Annotated in this window: 13 protein-coding genes; 5 read left to right on the forward strand and 8 right to left on the reverse strand. The window is 69.6% G+C overall.

Going from position 1 to position 18,076, the window contains the following annotated elements; genetic code table 11:
• Positions 1 to 48 precede the first annotated feature (48 nt).
• Positions 49 to 1,419 (reverse strand): M14 family metallopeptidase, encoded by a 1,371-nt coding sequence (locus ACZ55A_RS07900; protein ID WP_468836609.1) that lies wholly within the window; start codon positions 1,417 to 1,419, stop codon positions 49 to 51.
• A 153-nt stretch (positions 1,420 to 1,572) separates the two neighbouring features.
• A complete protein-coding gene (locus ACZ55A_RS07905) occupies positions 1,573 to 3,495 on the reverse strand; it encodes a Xaa-Pro dipeptidyl-peptidase (RefSeq protein ID WP_468836612.1) in 1,923 nt (640 codons plus the stop codon).
• 264 nt (positions 3,496 to 3,759) lie between these two features.
• On the opposite strand from ACZ55A_RS07905, the gene ACZ55A_RS07910 reads away from it, so the two are divergent.
• A complete protein-coding gene (locus ACZ55A_RS07910) occupies positions 3,760 to 5,247 on the forward strand; it encodes a M1 family metallopeptidase (RefSeq protein ID WP_468835880.1) in 1,488 nt (495 codons plus the stop codon).
• A 165-nt stretch (positions 5,248 to 5,412) separates the two neighbouring features.
• Here ACZ55A_RS07910 and ACZ55A_RS07915 read toward each other — a convergent pair whose 3' ends face one another.
• The gene (locus ACZ55A_RS07915) at positions 5,413 to 6,222 is read right to left on the reverse strand and encodes an oxygenase MpaB family protein (protein WP_468835882.1); all 810 of its coding nucleotides are present in this window, start codon (positions 6,220 to 6,222) and stop codon (positions 5,413 to 5,415) included.
• Between the two features lie 686 nt (positions 6,223 to 6,908).
• Here ACZ55A_RS07915 and ACZ55A_RS07920 point away from each other — a divergent pair.
• The 3 genes from ACZ55A_RS07920 to sph all read left to right on the forward strand — a co-directional run bounded on the left by ACZ55A_RS07920 (position 6,909) and on the right by sph (position 10,052).
• On the forward strand, positions 6,909 to 7,130 hold the full coding sequence (locus ACZ55A_RS07920) for a hypothetical protein (RefSeq protein ID WP_468835885.1): 222 nt from the start codon (positions 6,909 to 6,911) through the stop codon (positions 7,128 to 7,130).
• Positions 7,131 to 7,209: 79 nt separating this feature from the next.
• Complete coding sequence (locus ACZ55A_RS07925) at positions 7,210 to 8,856, forward strand: DUF6895 family protein (RefSeq protein ID WP_468835887.1); 1,647 nt, start codon at positions 7,210 to 7,212, stop codon at positions 8,854 to 8,856.
• Between the two features lie 221 nt (positions 8,857 to 9,077).
• Complete coding sequence (gene sph / locus ACZ55A_RS07930) at positions 9,078 to 10,052, forward strand: sphingomyelin phosphodiesterase (RefSeq protein WP_468835890.1); 975 nt, start codon at positions 9,078 to 9,080, stop codon at positions 10,050 to 10,052.
• A gap of 44 nt (positions 10,053 to 10,096) precedes the next feature.
• On the opposite strand, the gene ACZ55A_RS07935 is transcribed toward sph, so the two are convergent.
• Positions 10,097 to 10,579: a macro domain-containing protein gene (locus tag ACZ55A_RS07935; protein WP_468835892.1), complete on the reverse strand. Its 483-nt coding sequence runs from the start codon at positions 10,577 to 10,579 to the stop codon at positions 10,097 to 10,099.
• A 160-nt stretch (positions 10,580 to 10,739) separates the two neighbouring features.
• Positions 10,740 to 12,200 (reverse strand): amino acid permease, encoded by a 1,461-nt coding sequence (locus ACZ55A_RS07940; protein WP_468835895.1) that lies wholly within the window; start codon positions 12,198 to 12,200, stop codon positions 10,740 to 10,742.
• 369 nt (positions 12,201 to 12,569) lie between these two features.
• Here ACZ55A_RS07940 and ACZ55A_RS07945 point away from each other — a divergent pair, with 369 nt between their 5' ends.
• Positions 12,570 to 13,325, forward strand: coding sequence for a MerR family transcriptional regulator (locus ACZ55A_RS07945; RefSeq protein ID WP_468835898.1), 756 nt, complete (start codon positions 12,570 to 12,572; stop codon positions 13,323 to 13,325).
• 36 nt (positions 13,326 to 13,361) lie between these two features.
• Here the strand turns inward: ACZ55A_RS07945 and ACZ55A_RS07950 are convergent, their stop codons facing one another.
• Genes ACZ55A_RS07950 through ACZ55A_RS07960 form a run of 3 tightly spaced genes read right to left on the reverse strand, consistent with a single transcriptional unit; the run spans position 13,362 to position 17,978 of the window.
• Positions 13,362 to 15,566, reverse strand: a complete 2,205-nt coding sequence (locus ACZ55A_RS07950) for a 3-hydroxyacyl-CoA dehydrogenase NAD-binding domain-containing protein (RefSeq protein WP_468835900.1) — start codon at positions 15,564 to 15,566, stop codon at positions 13,362 to 13,364.
• 33 nt (positions 15,567 to 15,599) lie between these two features.
• A complete protein-coding gene (locus ACZ55A_RS07955; RefSeq protein WP_468835902.1) occupies positions 15,600 to 16,814 on the reverse strand; it encodes an acetyl-CoA C-acetyltransferase in 1,215 nt (404 codons plus the stop codon).
• 21 nt (positions 16,815 to 16,835) lie between these two features.
• Complete coding sequence (locus ACZ55A_RS07960; RefSeq protein ID WP_468836614.1) at positions 16,836 to 17,978, reverse strand: acyl-CoA dehydrogenase family protein; 1,143 nt, start codon at positions 17,976 to 17,978, stop codon at positions 16,836 to 16,838.
• Positions 17,979 to 18,076 lie beyond the last annotated feature (98 nt).

An 18,076-nucleotide genomic window follows, 5' to 3' on the forward strand; every position in this document is an offset into this window, starting at 1 on the left:
TGTTGGGCCACCCCCGCCTGCTGACTCTTTGACTGTGTTCGACACGTGTCAACCTTTCAATGAGCCATATTTGCCCTCCCCTTTACCCTCGATCACTCGGGGGCAGACGTCCAGAGGCGTGCCGGCCCCGAGGTGATATCCGGCCCGCTGGTCCAGCAGCAGCGGCACGAGGCCGCGCAGCGACTGGCGCAGCGGTACCACCGCACTGCCGTCCCGCTCCCGCTGCTGCCGTACGCCGTGCAGAGCCAGCTCGTCCTTGAGGTCCGCGGCCTGTGCCGGGTCGAGTCGGTAGGCGCAGGGCGGATCGGCCAGGATCTGTTCGGCGGTGGCGGGATCGTTGTCCGCACCGCCCAGGTAGACCGGGCCGCGGTCGGCGTACCCGGCGGTCCGGGCGGCGGTGGTGGCCGCTTCGATGCGGGTGCGGTGCCGGTCGAGGAAGGTGAAGGCGCCCTTCAGGGCGGCCAGCTGGGAGGCTACCCGGCGCCGGTTGTTGAGCGCCGGGTCCGCCTTCTCGGCGGCGGTGAGGGGGTCGACCCTGGTCTCCACGAGCAGGCCGACGGAGCCCTTCACACCCGCTGTGTTGCGCAGAATCCGCTCCTGGCCGTCTCCGGCGACCTGCTTGACCGGCTCACCGGTCTCGGGGTCGGTCCAGATGCCGTAGACACCGGTGCTGAATCCGGCCTGCTGGACGGCGGGCTCGACGAAGTCGCGGGAGAGCGCGGTGGCTTCGCGGTGCACCGGGTCCGCGGTGTTGAGGTTGCGCGGCCACAGGGACAGCAGGTCCTTCATGTAGTACGGGACGGTCGGGCCGTACTCATGCAGGTCGTAGACGGTGTCGGGCCGGTAGTCGCGGAGGACCGCGGCCATCGCACGGCCCTCGGGGGTCTGGAGGGCGAGGTGGTCGCGGTTGATGTCGGTCCCGTCGGCGTTGCCCCGGGTGTCCGCCGCCCGGCCGTCGGGGTTGGCGGTCGGCAGGACCAGCACGCTGGTGCGGGCGAGGAAGCGCCGGGTGGCCCGGTCCCTGGCGTAGGCGAGGTTGCGGATGGTGGACAGACACGCCTCGCGTCCGGAGGGTTCGTCGCCGTGCTGCGAGCAGATCAGCAGTACGGAGTTGCCGTGCCGGACCTCCGCGGCCCGCTCGGGTGCCGGGGCGCCGATGCGTACGAGTTGCAGCGGGCGGCCCTGCGCGGTGGTGGCGATCCGGTCGATCCGTACGCGTGGGGTGGCGCGGTCGACTGCGGCGAGGAAGGTCTGCTCCTCCGGCTGACTGGTCCAGCGGGCGCCATGGCTGATCTCGAACCCCGTACGGGGTGTCGGGGTACCGGCGGCGCCGGCGGGCGCGGCCGGCATCGTCGCGCCGAGGGTGGCGGTCAGGCCGAGGGCCATCGCCACCAGGGCGAGGCGGCGGGAGCGGAGCATCACGAGGGGTGCCTCCCTTGGATGAGCAGTGGGGGTGAGGTGGGGGCGAGGTGGGGGGCGGGGCCGCCCTTGAGGGGGCGGCCCCGGATGGTCGGCCGGCATCCGGCAACAGGGCGGATCAGGGCGGTTCGGCCGGCGTCCGGACCCGGTCGGTCAGCCGGCGTCCGGAATCCGGCTGGGCGTGCGCGGCGGGGCGATCCCGTCCAGCAGTGCCGCACCGGTACCGGCGCTCTGCCGCGGTGCTCCCGCGGTGGCCCGTACGAAGGCCGGAGCGCCGCCGGTGAGCGGCAGCTTGGCGGAGCTGCGGGACAGGTCGAGGGTGAGCCGCGGCCGGGACGCCGGCGGGTCGATCAGCCCGGCGTCGGTGCCGGCCACGATCAGCGCGAGGCGGTGTCCGGCGGGCACGATGTGGTCGGCCGCGGCCAGGTCCAGGGTGAGGGTGTAGGGCTTGCCGGGGGTCAGCGGGCGGCCCTTGTGGGGGTCGGCGTAGTTGCCGAGGTCGGCCCAGCCGCGGCTGAAGACCGTGTGCGCCACCTTCTCGGTGTCGGCGGCGGTCTCCTTGAAGCAGCCGGTGTCGCCCTTGGTGCCCGCGCCCCAGCAGGTGCGTTTGCCGAGGGTGGTGATGCCCTCGCCGTCGGCCGCGTAGTTGCGGATGGTGTCGGGGCCGAGGTCCACGAGGACGGCGGAGACATGGGCGGTCGAGGTGCTGGGCGTGACGGTGACGGTCACCGTGCCCGAGCCGGACAGCCGCAACGGTGCGCGCAGCGGCCCGGTGGTGAACCCGGCCTTGGCGGACGTCGGTTGATCGATGTGGGCGGCCCAGTCGGCCTCGCTCTGCTGCGGGTCGTCGGTGAAGGTCTCGGTCGCGCCCTGGGGTGCCTTCACGGTGCCGAGGACCCCGACGCCGGGCGCGCTGCCGGAGCGCGGCCGCAGGGTGGTGGCCGTGGTGCCGGGGGCGGGCCACTTCGGGTCGGTGGACCAGGTGCCGGGGGAACGCTCGATATCGGCCATCGGGGCACGCTCGATGCCGTTGTCGTAGCCGAGCAAATAGTGGTCGAACCAGTGGTGCAGGGTCTTGACCCACTTGCCGCGCCGGTAGTCGAAGGGGTCGACGTGCCCGGTCTGGGAGAGCCAGATCTTGCGCTCGACGCCGTGCCGGGCGAGCGCGTCCCACCACTGGCCGGCGTGCCGGGCGCGGACGTTGAGGTCCTGCATGCCGTGCACCATGAAGACGCTGGCCCGGACCTTGCCGGCGTTGCGGACGTAGTCGCGCTCGGTCCACAGTCCGGTCCAGTCGCCGCTGCGCGGTGCGCCCTCGACGAGCTTCTGCTGTACCGCGTCGCAGTGTTTCTGCGCGTCGGCGCTCTCCACCATGTGCGCGAGCGAGTCGGGGCCCGAGCCGTAGAGCGGGGCGCCCTTGGCGAAGTAGTAGTCGTACCAGGAGGAGATGCCGGCGATCGGGACGATGGTCTTCAGTCCCTTGACGCCGGTGGCCGCGACCCCGTTGGCGATGGTGGCGTCCCAGCTCTTGCCGATCATTCCGGTGCTGCCGTTGGACCAGTCCGCGCTGACCGGTCTGCCTCCCGTACGGGCGGTGTACGCGCGGCCCCGCCCGCCCAGCCAGTCGATGACGGCCTTGGCGGACTGGATGTCCTCGCGGCCGCCGACGTCGACACAGCCGTCGGAGCGGTTGGTGCCCGCGAGGTCGACCAGGACCGCCGCATAGCCGCGCGGCACGAAGTAGTTGTCGTAGAAGAGCGGGAACTGGACCGGACGGCCCTTGGCGTCGTAGGTCTTCTTCTGGCTCTCGTTGCCGCGTCCGCAGCAGGAGTAGTACGGACTGGCGTCCATGATCACGGGTATGCGGCGGCCCTGCTGGGCGGGCTCGGACGGCCGCACGATGTCGACGGCGACGCGGTCGGTCCGTCCGTCCTCGTCACCGTCGAGCCGGGTGTCCACCCAGACCGATTCGCGTATCGCGCGGTCGTAGGAGTAGACGGGTCTGCTCTCACCGGGCGCCGCCTGCGCGGCGGTTGGCGCGACCAGGGCGGACAGCAGGGCGGCGACGGCCACCATCAGGAGCGCTGTGAAGGGGATGCGGGGGATCCGCGCAGGATTCGTCACGAGGCGGACGGTAGCGCGCCCAACTCCCGTGCGTAAGGGTGCATGTGACGCCTTCAGGGCCGCCGGTGACGGAGGTGGGTGACGGCGGGCGGTGGACCACCGGCCCGGATGGTGGTTCATGTCGGTCATGTGTCAGATCGAGCCATGTCCATGACGCTGAGCGGGCCGCGTACATAGGGTCTGACGAGAGCCATCCCCCTACGAGTTGGAGGACTCGTGCGTCACAGACTCCTCGTTCCGGGCGCGGCCGCGCTCAGCCTGCTGCTGGCGGTCCCGGCCTCCGCGGCAGACTTCACCCCCGGCGCGCCGGGCGTGGGCGACACCTACTACCCGGAGAGCGGAAACGGCGGATACGACGTTTCCCACTACGACCTGCGGCTCAAGTACCAGCCGAAGACGGACCTGTTGGAGGGCACGGCGACGCTGCTCGCCACGACCACCCAGGATCTCTCCCGCTTCAATCTGGACTTCGGCCTCAAGGTCAGCGAGATACGGATCAACGGCAAGAAGGCCGCCTTCGCCACGTCCGGCAAGCACGAGCTGGAGGTCACCCCGGCCACACCGCTGGAGAAGGGCAAGCAGATCAGCGTCGTGGTGCGCTATGCGGGCAAGCCCTCCGAGCTGAAGATCGACGGCTCCAGCGCCTGGGCCCGTACGCCCGACGGTGCGGTGATCGCCCAGGAGCCGGACGCCGCGGTGTGGTGGTTCCCGAGCAATGACCACCCCACCGACAAGGCGACGTACGACATTTCGGTGGCGGTCCCGGACGGCACCCAGGCGCTGAGCAACGGCGTACTGGCCTCGCAGTCCTCCAAGCTCGGCTGGACGCGCTACAACTGGCGCTCGGACAAGCCGCAGGCGACGTATCTGACGACGCTGGCCGTCGGCAAGTTCGACATCACCACCGACCAGACCGCGAACGGCCTGCCGGTGATCAACGCGGTCAGCAAGGACCTCGGCGCGAACGAGGGCTCGGCGCGGGCCAGCATCGAGCGCACCACCGAGGCCACCGAGTGGCTGGAGAGCGTCTTCGGCCCCTACCCGTTCAACGCGGTCGGTGGCTATGTCCCCAACGTGCCGGCCCGGTACGCGCTGGAGACCCAGACCCGCCCGTTCTACGGCAAGAAGGCCTTCGACCGCGGTACGAACGTCTCGGTCGTGGTGCACGAGCTGGCGCACCAGTGGTACGGCGACAGCGTCTCGCTCAAGGACTGGAAGGACATCTGGGTCAACGAGGGCTTCGCCGCCTACAGCCAGTGGCTGTGGTCGGAGAAGGAGGGCGAGGGCACCGCGCAGGAGCTGGCGGACTATGTCTACGCCCAGCACCCGGCCGATGACCCGTTCTGGACCGTCAAGCCGGGCAACCCGGGCGCGGAGAACCAGTTCGACGGCGCCGTCTACGACCGTGGCGCGCTGGCCCTCCAGGCGCTCCGCAACAAGGTCGGCGACAAGGTCTTCTTCGGCCTCCTCAAGTCCTGGCCCACGGAGAACAAGTACGGCAACGCCTCGGTGGCGGACTTCGTGAAGTTCGCGGAGAAGAAGTCCGGCAAGTCGCTGGCCGACTTCTTCGACACCTGGCTCTTCCAGCCCGCCAAGCCGGCGGCGGGCGCGCTCAAGCGGGCGTTCGGCGCGGCGCACACGCCGGTCGCCCAGCCCAAGTCCTGGAAGCAGATCGCGGCCACGCACGACGTGCACGGGCACTGACCGCTGACATGCACGGGCACTGACCGCTGAGGCGGCCGCTGCCCGCGGACGTCCGGAGCCGGGGGTCTCACCCCCGGCTCCGTTCGTGCGCGCTCGCCGTCCTTCGCGCCGGTGCGGCCACCGCGCGCTGCGCGGCACCCCGCCGGTCCGCCGCGCGCCGGATCGCTACCGGGGGCGTGCCTCCCGACGGGCCCGCCGCGCGATCGGCATGAACCGCAGCCGCTCCGGGAGGATCGGGACCACGGCGCGGACGACCCGCCCGAAGCGGCGCAGCCGGCGCTCCTGGGCGTCCGTCCACTCCAGGCCGATGGCCTGCCGGGCGTCCGGCGGCATCAGCCCGATCGTGAGGAACCGCCGGACGCGCGCGAACCGCGGGCGGAGCCAGGGCCAGGCCAGCCGGAGCAGCAGCCGCAGCCATCGCGGGCCGCGGTCGGGCGGCGGCAGCGGCGCATCGGTGGCGATCAACTCCCTTACCACCACGTTCTGTTCGAGGTCGTTGTCGAGGACCTTGCGGTAGTAGGGCCAGAACTCCTCGATGGTCTGCGGCATATCGCGGTCATGGATGCCCAGCACCCGGCCAACCTGAAGCCACTCCGCGTAGAGCTGTCGCTCCTGTGCCTCGGTGAAGGGGCGGCCCAGATACTGCTGGCCGTGCCGGAAGACGGGGTAGCCGGTGGCGTGCACCCAGGCGTAGTAGGCGGGCGTGAGCGCGTGGTACGGGTGGCCATGGGCGTCGGTGCCCTGGATGTTCCGGTGCAGCTGCCGCAGCCGCCGGCCCTCCTCGGCCGCACCCTCACCGCCGTACACCCACAGCTGCAAGGAGACCAGTGACCGCTCGCCCCGGCCCCAGGGGTCGGTGCGGAAGACGGAGTGATCGTCCACGCCGGCGCCCACGGCCGGGTGCGCGACCTGCATCGTCAGTGCGGCAGGCAGGGTCAGCAGCGAGCGGATGTCCCCGACCAGCGACCAGAGCACACCTCCGACCGGCGGGGGTTTTGGGTAAGTATTTCCCGTATTCATAGCATTAATCATGATACGGCGCCGTCCGCGCTCGGCGGGCACGGGGGCCCGTTCCGCACCGATGCGCTTCCGGCCCACCACGAACCACACCACCCGGGGCGATCCGCAGCGGCGACAGCATCGGGCGCACCGGCCCGGTGGACACCCGCAGTCGGGGCCGCCGTTTCCTGACCCACGTCGGACCGAGGCACTCGCGCGACACCGGCGCACCGGCGCCCTCCGTGCACGAGTCGGCTCATCAAAGCCTGTGCGGCGTTGCCCCACTCGGCCGGAGGGTACCGAAAACCGCTGCGCGACCAGGCGAGTTGGACCCCGCGGGGCGCAAGGGGCCGCGCCGCGCCGGTCGCGGACATCGACGGCGGGCTGATTGGCCGCTTCGGCGCCGACGGGAGGCCCGGCCACCGGGCAGGCGGCGGAGTGTACGCCGTCACTCAGCACCCGGCCGCGCACCACCGCCGCACCGAAGCCACCCCGAACCTGTGGTGATATTCACCCGCAAGGGTGATTTTGACAGGAGATACCCGCACCTGAACTGCACCTATCACCGCGTCGCTTTTTCCCGTAAGGCGCGGATAGTGACAAGCCCCTCACGGAACGCGACACTCGCGATATCTGTCCGAACCACCCAAAAGGAGCAACCCATGACCTGTCCCCCTCCGTGTCCTCCTCCGGTTGATGCCCGCAAGGCCCTCGATTTCCTGAGGACGAGCGGACTCGTCGACCTCAGCGTTCCGCTACAGCGAGTCGTCGACCAGGTCAGCCAACTCGACGACGTGGCCGGCTACGTCCTCGCCTGGGAGCGATACGTCCTCGTGGTCGCCAACCAGGTCGCGGAGTCCGACGACTCCACCGCGGGCAACTGAGTCATTGACTGCGCCGATCGCCGGGAGGCATCCGATGAACACGACGCAACCCGGTAACGGCTCGTCACAAAGGCGCGCGGTGGAGACCCGGGCAGTCGCCTGGCTCGCTGCGCGCCGCACTCTCATCGATCCGGCCGAAGCCGCCACGGACCGGGTCCTCTTCGCCCGCAAAGCCCTTATCGAAACCGCATTCCTTGTGGGGCTGCGGGCGCGCCTCGACCCGGAACCACTGGACGACGACTACACGGCCCTCCTCGATCAGGTCGCGGGGATCGCGGCCCGCCCCTCCTACCGGGAGCTGATCGCCCGGGACGAAGCTGCCCTCCTGCTGTACGCGGGGACCTATGCGGCGCTCCTGCTCTGCGGACGCGAGGACCCGGAGTTCCGGCGACTTCTCACGCAGGCCGCTGATGGGGGCTATGCGGCCGCCTTCGAGCGGATTCCGTACCGGCAGCTCGATCTGCTGCACACGCTGGAGCTGTGCGGCATTCAGTACTCGCTGCCGGCCATGGACGATGTCCTGCCGTTCACCCTGCTCTGCAACAGCCCGAATGTCATCAAGCTCACCGACCGCGACATCTACGCCCTCACCCACACCATCTTCTACGCCACGGACTTCGGTCTGCGCGAGCCCCGTTGGCCACGGGACTTCGATCCGGGCGCGGCGGTGGAACTGCTCGAAGCGCTCCTCGTTGTCACCCTTGACCAAGGGAATGCCGATCTGGTGGGGGAGCTTCTGTGCTGCCTGCTGTGCCTGGGGGTGAGAGATTCCGAGGAAGCCCGCCGGGCATGGGAGTTCCTCGCGGCGGTACAGGAGGCCGACGGGCGGGTGAACGGGCCGCCTGGTGTGGTCCACCCCGGACTCACCGACGGCGACGAGGCGTACCGGCACTGGGCCACCGGCTACCACACCACCATCGTCGCGGCCCTGGCCGTGCTGCTGGAGCGCAGCCCCAAAGTGGTACGGAGGCATCGGCCGACCACGCCGAAGTCCCGCCCCAGTGTGGGGCAGCCGTTGCGGCGGGCAGTGGTGTGGCTGGCGGACACCAGCCGGCGCCATGCCCCGGCCAGCTGCCTGCCCGCGGCAGCCGCTGTCGCGCATGCGGCCGAGGCGCTGGAGGAACCCGAGCTCGCCCGTCCCCTGCTCCTCGATTTCTCCGAACGTCTCGCGGACGCGGAGAGCGGCGTGTGGCAGGGACACGGGATGGAGGTCGTGGGTGAGTTCGCGCTCGGTCTGCGGACGCACGGGATCACGTGCACGTCACTCGATATGTTCCTCAAGTCGACCGCCGCCGCCGTCGAACTCCTCGACAGGGTTCCGCCGCAGGCGGCGCACAACGTCCAACGCCTCGTCGGCCTGGGGCTGCTCTCCCCTCAGCGTGCGGCCACACTGATCGACACCGGCGCCGAGGGGCCGCAGTCCTCACCAGAGACGGCCCTCGCCGATCTGCGCGATGCCTGGAAGAACTATCGCCTGGGGCACCTCGCCGGCTTCGTCCGGGACTCGGCTCGGGCCGGGCGGGCGCAGCACCGCATCACCCGTGACGCCCTTGCGTTTCTCCTCGCCCAGCAGAGCTCTTGCGGTGCCTTCGGTCGCCCGGCCTGTGACGAACCGTCAACCCGCGAACGCGCGATGCTGTCGTGGACCCAGAGTGTCGTCACCGCCCTGGCCGCCGTGCACACCTCCTGCGGCACGGTCCTCACCGCCCCACGGTCCTGCCCCTGACCCCTCGTTGAGGCGCCATGGCACCGTCCCGCCGCTTGCCGCCTACGGACGGCCGTGGCCTCGACCGTCCTGGGCGCGGGACCAGTGAGCCTCAGCGCGCGGCTTCGTCGGCAAGAGCTTCGCTCTGTACATCTCGTACCCCCCGGAAGGTTACCTGGAAGTAAGCTCAGCTGCTTGGATAAGCGTCGCCGGTTCATGTCCCCACCCCACAGGGAGAATCAGTGTCGTACTCAGCGCTGCGCGCACCCCGGATCGCCGCACTCGCCACGGCCCTCGCCACGGTCACCGTGGCCGCCACGTCCCCCTCCGCGTCGGCCGCCACCACCCCCCGTCTGAAGGTGCTCAGCTACAACGTCTTCCTCATGAGCAAGAACCTCTATCCCAACTGGGGCCAGGACCACCGCGCCCAGGCGATCGCGGCCGCCGACTTCTTCCAGGACAAGGACGTCGTCGTGCTCCAGGAGGCGTTCGACAACTCCTCCTCCGAAGCGCTGAAGTCCCAGGCCGCGGCGCAGTATCCGCACCAGACTCCGGTGATGGGCCGGAGCACCAGCGGCTGGGACGCCACCGGCGGGGCCTACTCGTCGGTCACCACGGAGGACGGCGGGGTGACGCTGCTGAGCAAGTGGCCGATCCTGCGCAAGGAGCAGTACGTCTACAAGGACGCCTGCGGTGCGGACAACCTCTCCAACAAGGGCTTCGTCTATGCGGTGTTGGACGTCAACGGCACCAAGGTGCATGTCGTCGGCACCCACACCCAGTCCACCGACTCGGGCTGCAAGGCGGGCGAGGCGGCCGGTGACCGCGCCAAGCAGCTCAAGGAGATGGACGCCTTCCTGGATGCCAAGAACATCCCGGCGGACGAAGAGGTGCTGGTCGCGGGCGATCTGAACATCGACTCCCACAGCGCCGAGTACGACGCGCTGCTCAGCAATGGTGACCTCGCGCCCGCCGACAGCCGCACGGGCCACCCCTACTCGTTCGACACCCAGGAAAACTCCGTAGCGAAGTACCGCTACCCGGACGACCCCCGCGAGGACCTGGACTACGTCCTCTACCGCAACGGCCATGCCCGGCCCACCGGATGGCAGAACACCGTGGTCAAGGAGGAGTCGGCGCCCTGGACGGTCTCCAGCTGGGGCAAGGAGTACACCTACACCAATCTCTCCGATCACTATCCGCTGATCGGCGGCTGAGCCGCGGACGGCGGGCGGCGGACAGCGGGTGACAGGCGACGGGTTCAGTGGTCGTAGACCGTCACCGGTATGCCGCACCGGGTGAGCCGCTCGGTTATCAGCGGCTCCACCCGGGACCACTTGCCTCCCGCCAGCCCGCAACCGATGCGCGGCATATGGACGGACGCCCCGACCTCCCGGGCCTTGTCCGCGACCCGGCCGAGCCCGGCGTCGATCGCCTCGTACCGCACCGGGACGCCCTTGCTGCCCGTAGCCATCCCCCGCTGGCCGACGACATTGGCCACCCAGAGCCGGTCGCCGACCTGGACGAACTGTGCCGCGCCCAGCCCGAAGTCGTTCCGCGCGCGCTCGCGGTGCCACCGGCGGTAGGCGGCCTCCGGCTCCGGCCAGCGCCGGGAGAGCGCCAGCACAAAGCCCTTGGCCCAGCCGCCCAGGTCATTACAGATATGCGCGATCACCTTGACGCCCTTGCCCTGCGGCGCGGTGGCGTCCCCCTTGACGTAGGAGATCCCCGTTTTCTCAGTCATGGGTCCACGGTAAAGGCGCCCACTGACAATCGGCCGGGCCACCGGACCGGGCGGCCAGGACCCCGCTGCCCTCCGGGACCGGCGACGCGAAAGGGCGGTCGCGGATGCCTTCCGGCCTCCGCGACCGCCCTTGATTCCGCAGGCGTCCGCTACAGCGTGACTACTTCGACAGCTCGCGTTCCGCGGCGATCCGGGCCACCCGGCCACGGACCGCGTACCAGCCGATGACCAGCGCGGCACCCAGAACCGGGATCAGCATCACGGTCTGCCGGCCGACACCGTCGTCGAACCACATCAGCACGATGACGCCGAGCAGGAACACGATGGTGGCGATGTCGGTGACCGGCGTGCCCGGCAGCCGGAAGCCCGGACGCTCGACCAGACCCGCCTTCGCCCGGCGGACGAACACCATGTGGCAGATCATGATCGTGCACCAGGTGCTGACGATGCCCAGTGCCGCGATGTTCAGCACGATCTCGAACGCCTGGCCCGGCAGCCAGTAGTTGAGCCCGACACCGAGCACACACACCGCGGAGGTGAGCATGATGCCGCCGTAGGGCACCTGGTTGCGGTTCATCCGGCCGGCGAACTTCGGCGCGGAGCCCGCCATCGACATCGAGCGCAGAATGCGGCCGGTCGAGTAGAGGCCGGAGTTGAGGCTGGACATCGCCGCGGTCAGCACGACGAGGTTCATCACATCGCCCGCGGCCGGGACGCCGACGTTGGACAGCACCGTGACGAAGGGGCTCTCGCCGCCGACGTACTTGTTCCACGGCAGCAGCATCGCCAGCAGGACCACCGAGCCGACGTAGAAGACGCCCACCCGCCACATGATGGAGTTGACGGCCTTGGGCACGACCTTCTTCGGGTCACCGGTCTCACCGGCGGCGACGCCGACCAGCTCGACGGCGGAGTACGCGAAGACCACGCCCTGGAGCACGATCACCACCGGCAGCAGACCGGTCGGGAAGATTCCGCCGTGGTCGGTGATCAGGCTCAGGCCCGGTGTGTGTCCGTCGACGGGGTGCTGGGTGGCCAGCAGGAAGATACCGATGAACATGAAGACGACCAGCGCGGCGACCTTGATGATCGCGAACCAGAACTCCATCTCACCGAAGATCTTCACCGAGATCAGGTTGATCGACAGCACGACGGCCAGTGCGATCAGAGCCATCACCCACTGCGGGATGCTGGTGAACAGGCTCCAGTAGTGCGTGTAGAGCGCGATGGCCGTGATGTCGGCGATACCGGTCGTGGACCAGTTGACGACGTACATCCAGCCGGCGACGTAGGCGCCCTTCTCGCCCAGGAACTCCCGGGCGTAAGAGACGAAGGAGCCGGAGGACGGGCGGTGCACCACCAGCTCGCCCAGGGCCCGTACGACGAAGAAGGCGAACAGACCGCAGACCGCGTAGGCGACGGCCAGGGCGGGCCCGGCGGAGTGCAGTCGGCCACCGGCGCCGAGGAAAAGGCCGGTTCCGATCGCTCCACCGATGGCGATCATGTTGATGTGCCGGCCCTTGAGGCCCTTGCTGTAGCCCGCGTCGCCCGCATCCTGCTGCGCGCCGCTCCCCCCGTCAGGTGACCTCTGGGCTGTCTCGGTGACGGTTTCTGTGCTCACTGCTGGTGTATCTCGCTTTCGGGCAGGCGTAGCGATGGCCGGATCCCGTGGATCGCACGGACGGCCGACGGCACACCTTCCACGAAGTGCGGCCCCTCGTCTGTGGGCAAGATCACAGCGTGTACAGGCCATGCAAGATTTGTCCGTATTTGGCGTGAATTATCTAGCCATTCAATTTCGAGGACGGCGACAGTTCACCCGATTCCAGGTCCCGCTCCGCACTCGGCGCCGAAGATTTCCTGACCTGTTCTGTTCGGTTCCAGCGCCCATTCGCCACCTCGACGCCCCATCTGCCCTTCGCTGCCGGCCCGCCCCGACACGCGGCTCCGGAGGTTTCACAAGAGTGGTGAGACAGCAATACTGTTGAACATGAGCGAAGCCACCGGTCTGACCGTTGACGAGCTGGCCGCCCGCGCCGGCGTCACGGTCCGCACGATCCGCTTCTACAGCACCCGCGGTCTGCTGCCGCCGCCGGAGATCGGTCCGCGCCGGGTCGGACGCTACGGACCGGACCACCTCTCGCGGCTCGCACTCATCGAGGAGCTCCAGCACCAGGGCCTGACGCTGTCCGCGATCGAACGCTATCTGGAGCAGCTGCCGCCCGATCTGAGCGCCCAGGACCTGGCCATCCACCGTGCGCTGGTGGCCGGCTGGATCCCGGACAAGGCGGAGGACGCCACCCGGGAGCAGCTGGAGCGGCGGGCCGGCCGGAAGCTGACCGAGGAGGACGTGGACCGGCTGGCGGCCATGAGCGTGCTCGTACGGACCGAGGACCCGCAGGTCTTCCGGGTCGACCCGGGACTGCTGCACCTGGGCACCCGGCTGCTGGACGTCCCCATCTCACTGGAGACCATCCTCGCGGCGCGCACCGTGGTCATCGAGCACACCCGCTCGGCGGCCCGCGAGCTGAGCCGGCTCTTCAAGGACGAGGTATGGGAGCCGTACCGGGAAGGCGCGCCGGACGAGGAGGAGGTGGCCCGGATGAAGTCGCTCTCGGCCCACATGCAGCCGATGGTGATCCAGGCACTCGTCACCGCATTCCAGAGGTCCATGAAGCAGGAGCTGCGGGAGTGGTTCGGCGAGGAGGACGGCACCGGCCGCGGGGACGGCACCCCGCGGGAGTGACGGGGGCGGGCCGCGACGGCCCGCCCCCGTACCCGGTCAGTCGCTGAACTTCTCGCCCCTCTCGGCCTTTTCGACCAGCAGCGCGGGCGGCGCGAACCGGTCGCCGTAGGCCGCCTGGAGCTCACGGGCGCGGGCCACGAATCCGGGCACGCCGACGAGCTCCTCCCGCCCTGGCCCACCCTGGTAGCCGTTGATGTACTGGAGCACACCGCCGGTCCACCCGGGGAAGCCGATCCCCAGGATGGAGCCGATGTTGGCGTCGGCCACGGAGGTGAGCACGCCCTCCTCGAAGCAGCGGACGGTGTCCAGCGCCTCGACGAAGAGCATCCGCTCCTGCATGTCCTGGAAGGGGATCCCGGCCCCCTCCTTGGCGAAGTGCTCGCGCAGCCCCGGCCACAGACCGGCCCGCTTGCCGTCCTCGCCGTACTCGTAGAACCCGGCGCCGCCGCTGCGGCCGGGGCGCCCGAACTCGTCCACCATCCGGTCGATGACCTCGTCGGCCGGGTGCGGCTGCCAGGTGCCGCCGGACTCCTCGACCGCCCGCCTGGTCTCCTCGCGGATCTTCCGGGGCAGGGTCAGGGTCAGCTCGTCCATCAGGGACAGCACCTTGGCCGGGTAGCCGGCCTGGGCGGCGGCCTGCTCGACGGAGGCGGGCTCAAGGCCCTCGCCGATCATGGCCACGCCTTCGTTGATGAAGTGTCCGATGACCCGGGAGGTGAAGAAGCCGCGCGAGTCATTGACGACGATCGGGGTCTTCTTGATCTGACGGACCAGGTCGAAGGCGCGGGCCAGCGCCTCGTCACCGGTCCGCTCACCCTTGATGATCTCCACCAGCGGCATCTTGTCGACCGGTGAGAAGAAGTGCAGCCCGATGAAGTCCTGGTCCCGCTCGACGCCTTCGGCCAGCAGCGTGATGGGCAGCGTGGAGGTGTTGGAGCACAGCAGTGCGTCGGGCGCGACGATGTGCTGGATCTCCTTGAACACCTTGCGCTTGAGGGCGACGTCCTCGAAGACCGCCTCGATGACGGCGTCACAGCCCGCGAGGTCGGCCGGCTCGGCGGTGGGCGTGATACGGGCCAGCAGCTCGTCGCGCTGCTGCTCGGTCGTACGGCCCCGGGAGAGCGCCTTGGCGAGCAGGCCCTCCGAATACGCCTTGCCCTTCTGCGCCGCCTCCAGGGAGACGTCCTTGAGGACGACCTGCATCCCGGCCCTGGCGCAGGAGTAGGCGATGCCCGCGCCCATCATCCCGGCGCCCAGGACCGCGACCTTCTCGGCCTTGTGCGGCTCGATGCCCTTGGGGCGGTTGGCTCCAGAGTTGACGGCCTGGAGGTCGAAGAAGAAGGCCTGGATCATGTTCTTGGAGATCTGGCCGGTGACCAGCTCGACGAAGTAGCGCGCCTCGATGGTCTGCGCGGTCTCGAAGTCGACCTGGGAACCCTCGACCGCCGCCGCGAGGATGTTGCGGGGCGCGGGGTACGGGGCGCCGTTCAGCTGCTTCTTGAGGTTGGCGGGGAACGCCGGGAGGTTGGCCGCGAACTTCGGCTGGGCGGGCGTACCGCCCGGAATGCGGTAGCCCTTGACGTCCCAGGGCTGCTGGGACTCGGGGTGCTCGTCGACGAAGGCGCGCGCCTTGGCGAGCAGTTCCTCGGGGGTGGCCGCGACGTCGTGGATCAGCCCGGCATCCTTGGCGCGGGTGGCGTTGTACTGGGTGCCCTGGAGCAGCACCTTCAGCAGCGCGTCGGCGATGCCGAGCAGCCGGACCGTACGGGTGACACCGCCGGCCGCGGGCAGCAGACCGAGGGTGACCTCGGGCAGGCCGATCTTGGTGCCGGGGGTGTCGAGGGCGATGCGGTGGTGGCAGGCGAGCGCGATCTCGTAACCGCCGCCCAGCGCGGCGCCGTTGATCGCGGCGACGACGGGCTTGCCGAGGGTTTCGATACGGCGCAGGTCGCGCTTGATGCCGTTGCCCGACTCGAAGGCCTGCTGCGCCTGCGCGGGAGTGACGGCGATCAGATCGCGCAGGTCACCGCCGGCGAAGAAGGTCTTCTTGGCGGAGGTGAAGATGATGCCGCGGATGCTGTCCTTCTCGGCCTCCAGACGGTCGGCGACCGCGGTGAGGGAGGCCTTGAAGGCGCTGTTCATGGTGTTGGCGGACTGGTCCGGGTCGTCCAGGACCAGGGTGACGATGCCGGTCTCGTCCTGTTCCCAGCGGATGGTCGACAAAGCAGCGGATTCACTCATGGTGCGTACTCCGTAGTGGGTGGGACGAGGGGGTCAGAGGCGCTCGATGACGGTGGCGATGCCCATACCGCCGCCGACGCAGAGGGTGGCCAGGCCGTAGCGCTTGTCCTGCCGCTCCAGCTCGTCGATGAGGGTGCCCAGGATCATCGCGCCGGTGGCGCCGAGGGGGTGGCCCAGGGCGATGGCGCCGCCGTTGACGTTGACCTTGTCCAGGCTCAGGCCCATGTCCTTGACGAAGCGCAGCACGACGGCGGCGAACGCCTCGTTGATCTCGACCAGGTCGATGTCGTCGATGGTCAGCCCGGCCTTGGCCAAGGCCTTGCGGCTGGCGGGCGCGGGGCCGGTGAGCATGATCGTCGGCTCGGAGCCGGAGACCGCGGCGGAGATGATCCGGGCCCGGGGGGCCAGACCGTAGCGCTCGCCGACCTCCTTGGAGCCGATGGCGACCAGCGCCGCGCCGTCCACGATGCCGGAGGAGTTGCCGGCGTGGTGGACATGGTCGATCTTCTCGACCCAGTGGTACTTCTGAAGGGCGACCGCGTCGAAGCCGCCCGCGTCACCGATGGTGGCGAAGGACGGCTTGAGGCCGGCGAGGGAGTCGGCGGTGGTGCCGGGGCGCATGTGCTCGTCGTGGTCGAGGACGACCAGGCCGTTGCGGTCGCGCACCGGGACGACGGAGCGCTCGAAGCGGCCGTCCTTCCATGCCGCGGCGGCGCGCTCCTGGGAGAGCGCGGCGAACTCGTCGACATCGCGGCGGGTGTAGCCCTCGATGGTGGCGATGAGGTCGGCGCCGATGCCCTGCGGGACGAAGCCGGTGTCGAGGTTGGTCATCGGGTCGGCGAACCAGGCGCCGCCGTCGGAGGCCATCGGAACCCGCGACATGGATTCGACGCCGCCCGCCAGGACCAGGTCCTCCCAGCCCGAACGCACCTTTGCGGCGGCCATGTTGACGGCTTCGAGGCCCGAGGCACAGAAGCGGTTCTCCTGTACGCCGGCGACGGTGTCGGGCAGCCCGGCGGCGATGGCCGCGATCCGGGCGATGTCGGAGCCCTGGTCGCCGACCGGTCCGACGACGCCCAGCACGATGTCGTCGATGGCGGCCGGGTCGAGCCCGGGGAAGCGGTTGCGCACTTCATGGATCAGACCGACCACCAGATCGATCGGCTTGGTGCCGTGCAGTGCGCCGTTGGCCTTGCCGCGGCCGCGCGGGGTCCGGATCGCGTCGTATACGTACGCTTCGGTGCTCACTGGTAAGCCTTTCAAGGAGGGTTAGCCGAGCAGGGAGCGGCCGATGATCTCCTTCATGATCTCGGTCGTCCCGCCGTAGATGGTCTGGATGCGGCCGTCGGTGAAGGCCCTGGCGACGGGGTACTCGGTCATATAGCCGTAGCCGCCGTGGAGTTGGAGACAGCGGTCAGCGACCCGCTTCTGTAGCTCGGTGGCCCACCACTTGGCCATCGAGGCGTGCACGGCGTCGAGTTCCCCGTTCGAGTGGTCGACGATGCACCGGTCGAGGAAGGACCGGGTGACGGCACACTCGGTGGCCATCTCGGCTATCTCGAAGCGGACGTGCTGGAGCTTCGACAGCGGACGCCCGAAGGCCTCGCGCTCCTTGACGTACCGGGTGGTGATCTCCAGCAGATGCTCGGCGGCGGCGATCCCGGCGACGGCGATGTTCAGACGCTCCTGCGCGAGGTTCGTCATCAGATGGCCGAAGGCGCCGTCCCGCTCACCGAGCAGGTTCTCCTTGGGGACGCGCACGTCATGGAAGAACAACTCGGCCGTGTCCTGCGCCTTCTGGCCGATCTTGTCGAGGTTGCGGCCGCGCTCGAAGCCCTCCACACCGCGCTCGACGACGAGCAGGGACAGGCCTTTCGCGCCGCCTTCCGGGGTCGTCTTCGCCACGACGATCACGAGGTCGGCGAGGATGCCGTTGGAGATGAAGGTCTTGGAGCCGTTGAGCAGCCAGTGGTCGCCCCGGTCCTCGGCGTGCGTCGTGATGCCCTGGAGGTCGGAGCCCGCGCCGGGCTCGGTCATGGCGATGGCCGTGATGATCTCGCCGCTACAGAAGCCGGGCAGCCAGCGCCGCTTCTGCTCCTCGGTGGCGAGTGAGGTCAGATATGGGCCGATGATGTCGTTGTGCAGCCCCAGGGCGAGCCCGGAGGCGCCCGCGCGGGTGAACTCCTCGGCGAGAACGGCGCTGTAACGGAAGTCGGGGTTGCCCCCACCGCCGTACTCCTCGGGCACGGCCGGCCCCAGCAGCCCCTGTCGGCCGGCCGCCCGCCAGGCGTCCCGGCTGGCGATGCCGTCCTTCTCCCACTGCTCGTAGTGCGGCGTCACCTCCTTGGCGAGGAAGGTGCGCACCGTCTCGCGGAAGGCCTCGTGGTCCTCGGTGAAGATCTGGCGCTTCATCTGCGCGGTCATCTCTGCGGGCCCTCCTCAGAGCCGGTTCTTGACGGTCTCGATGCGCTGGGCCGGCTCCACAGGACAGAGCTCCCGGATCCTGGGTC

This window comes from Streptomyces sp. NPDC034111, assembly GCF_055575375.1.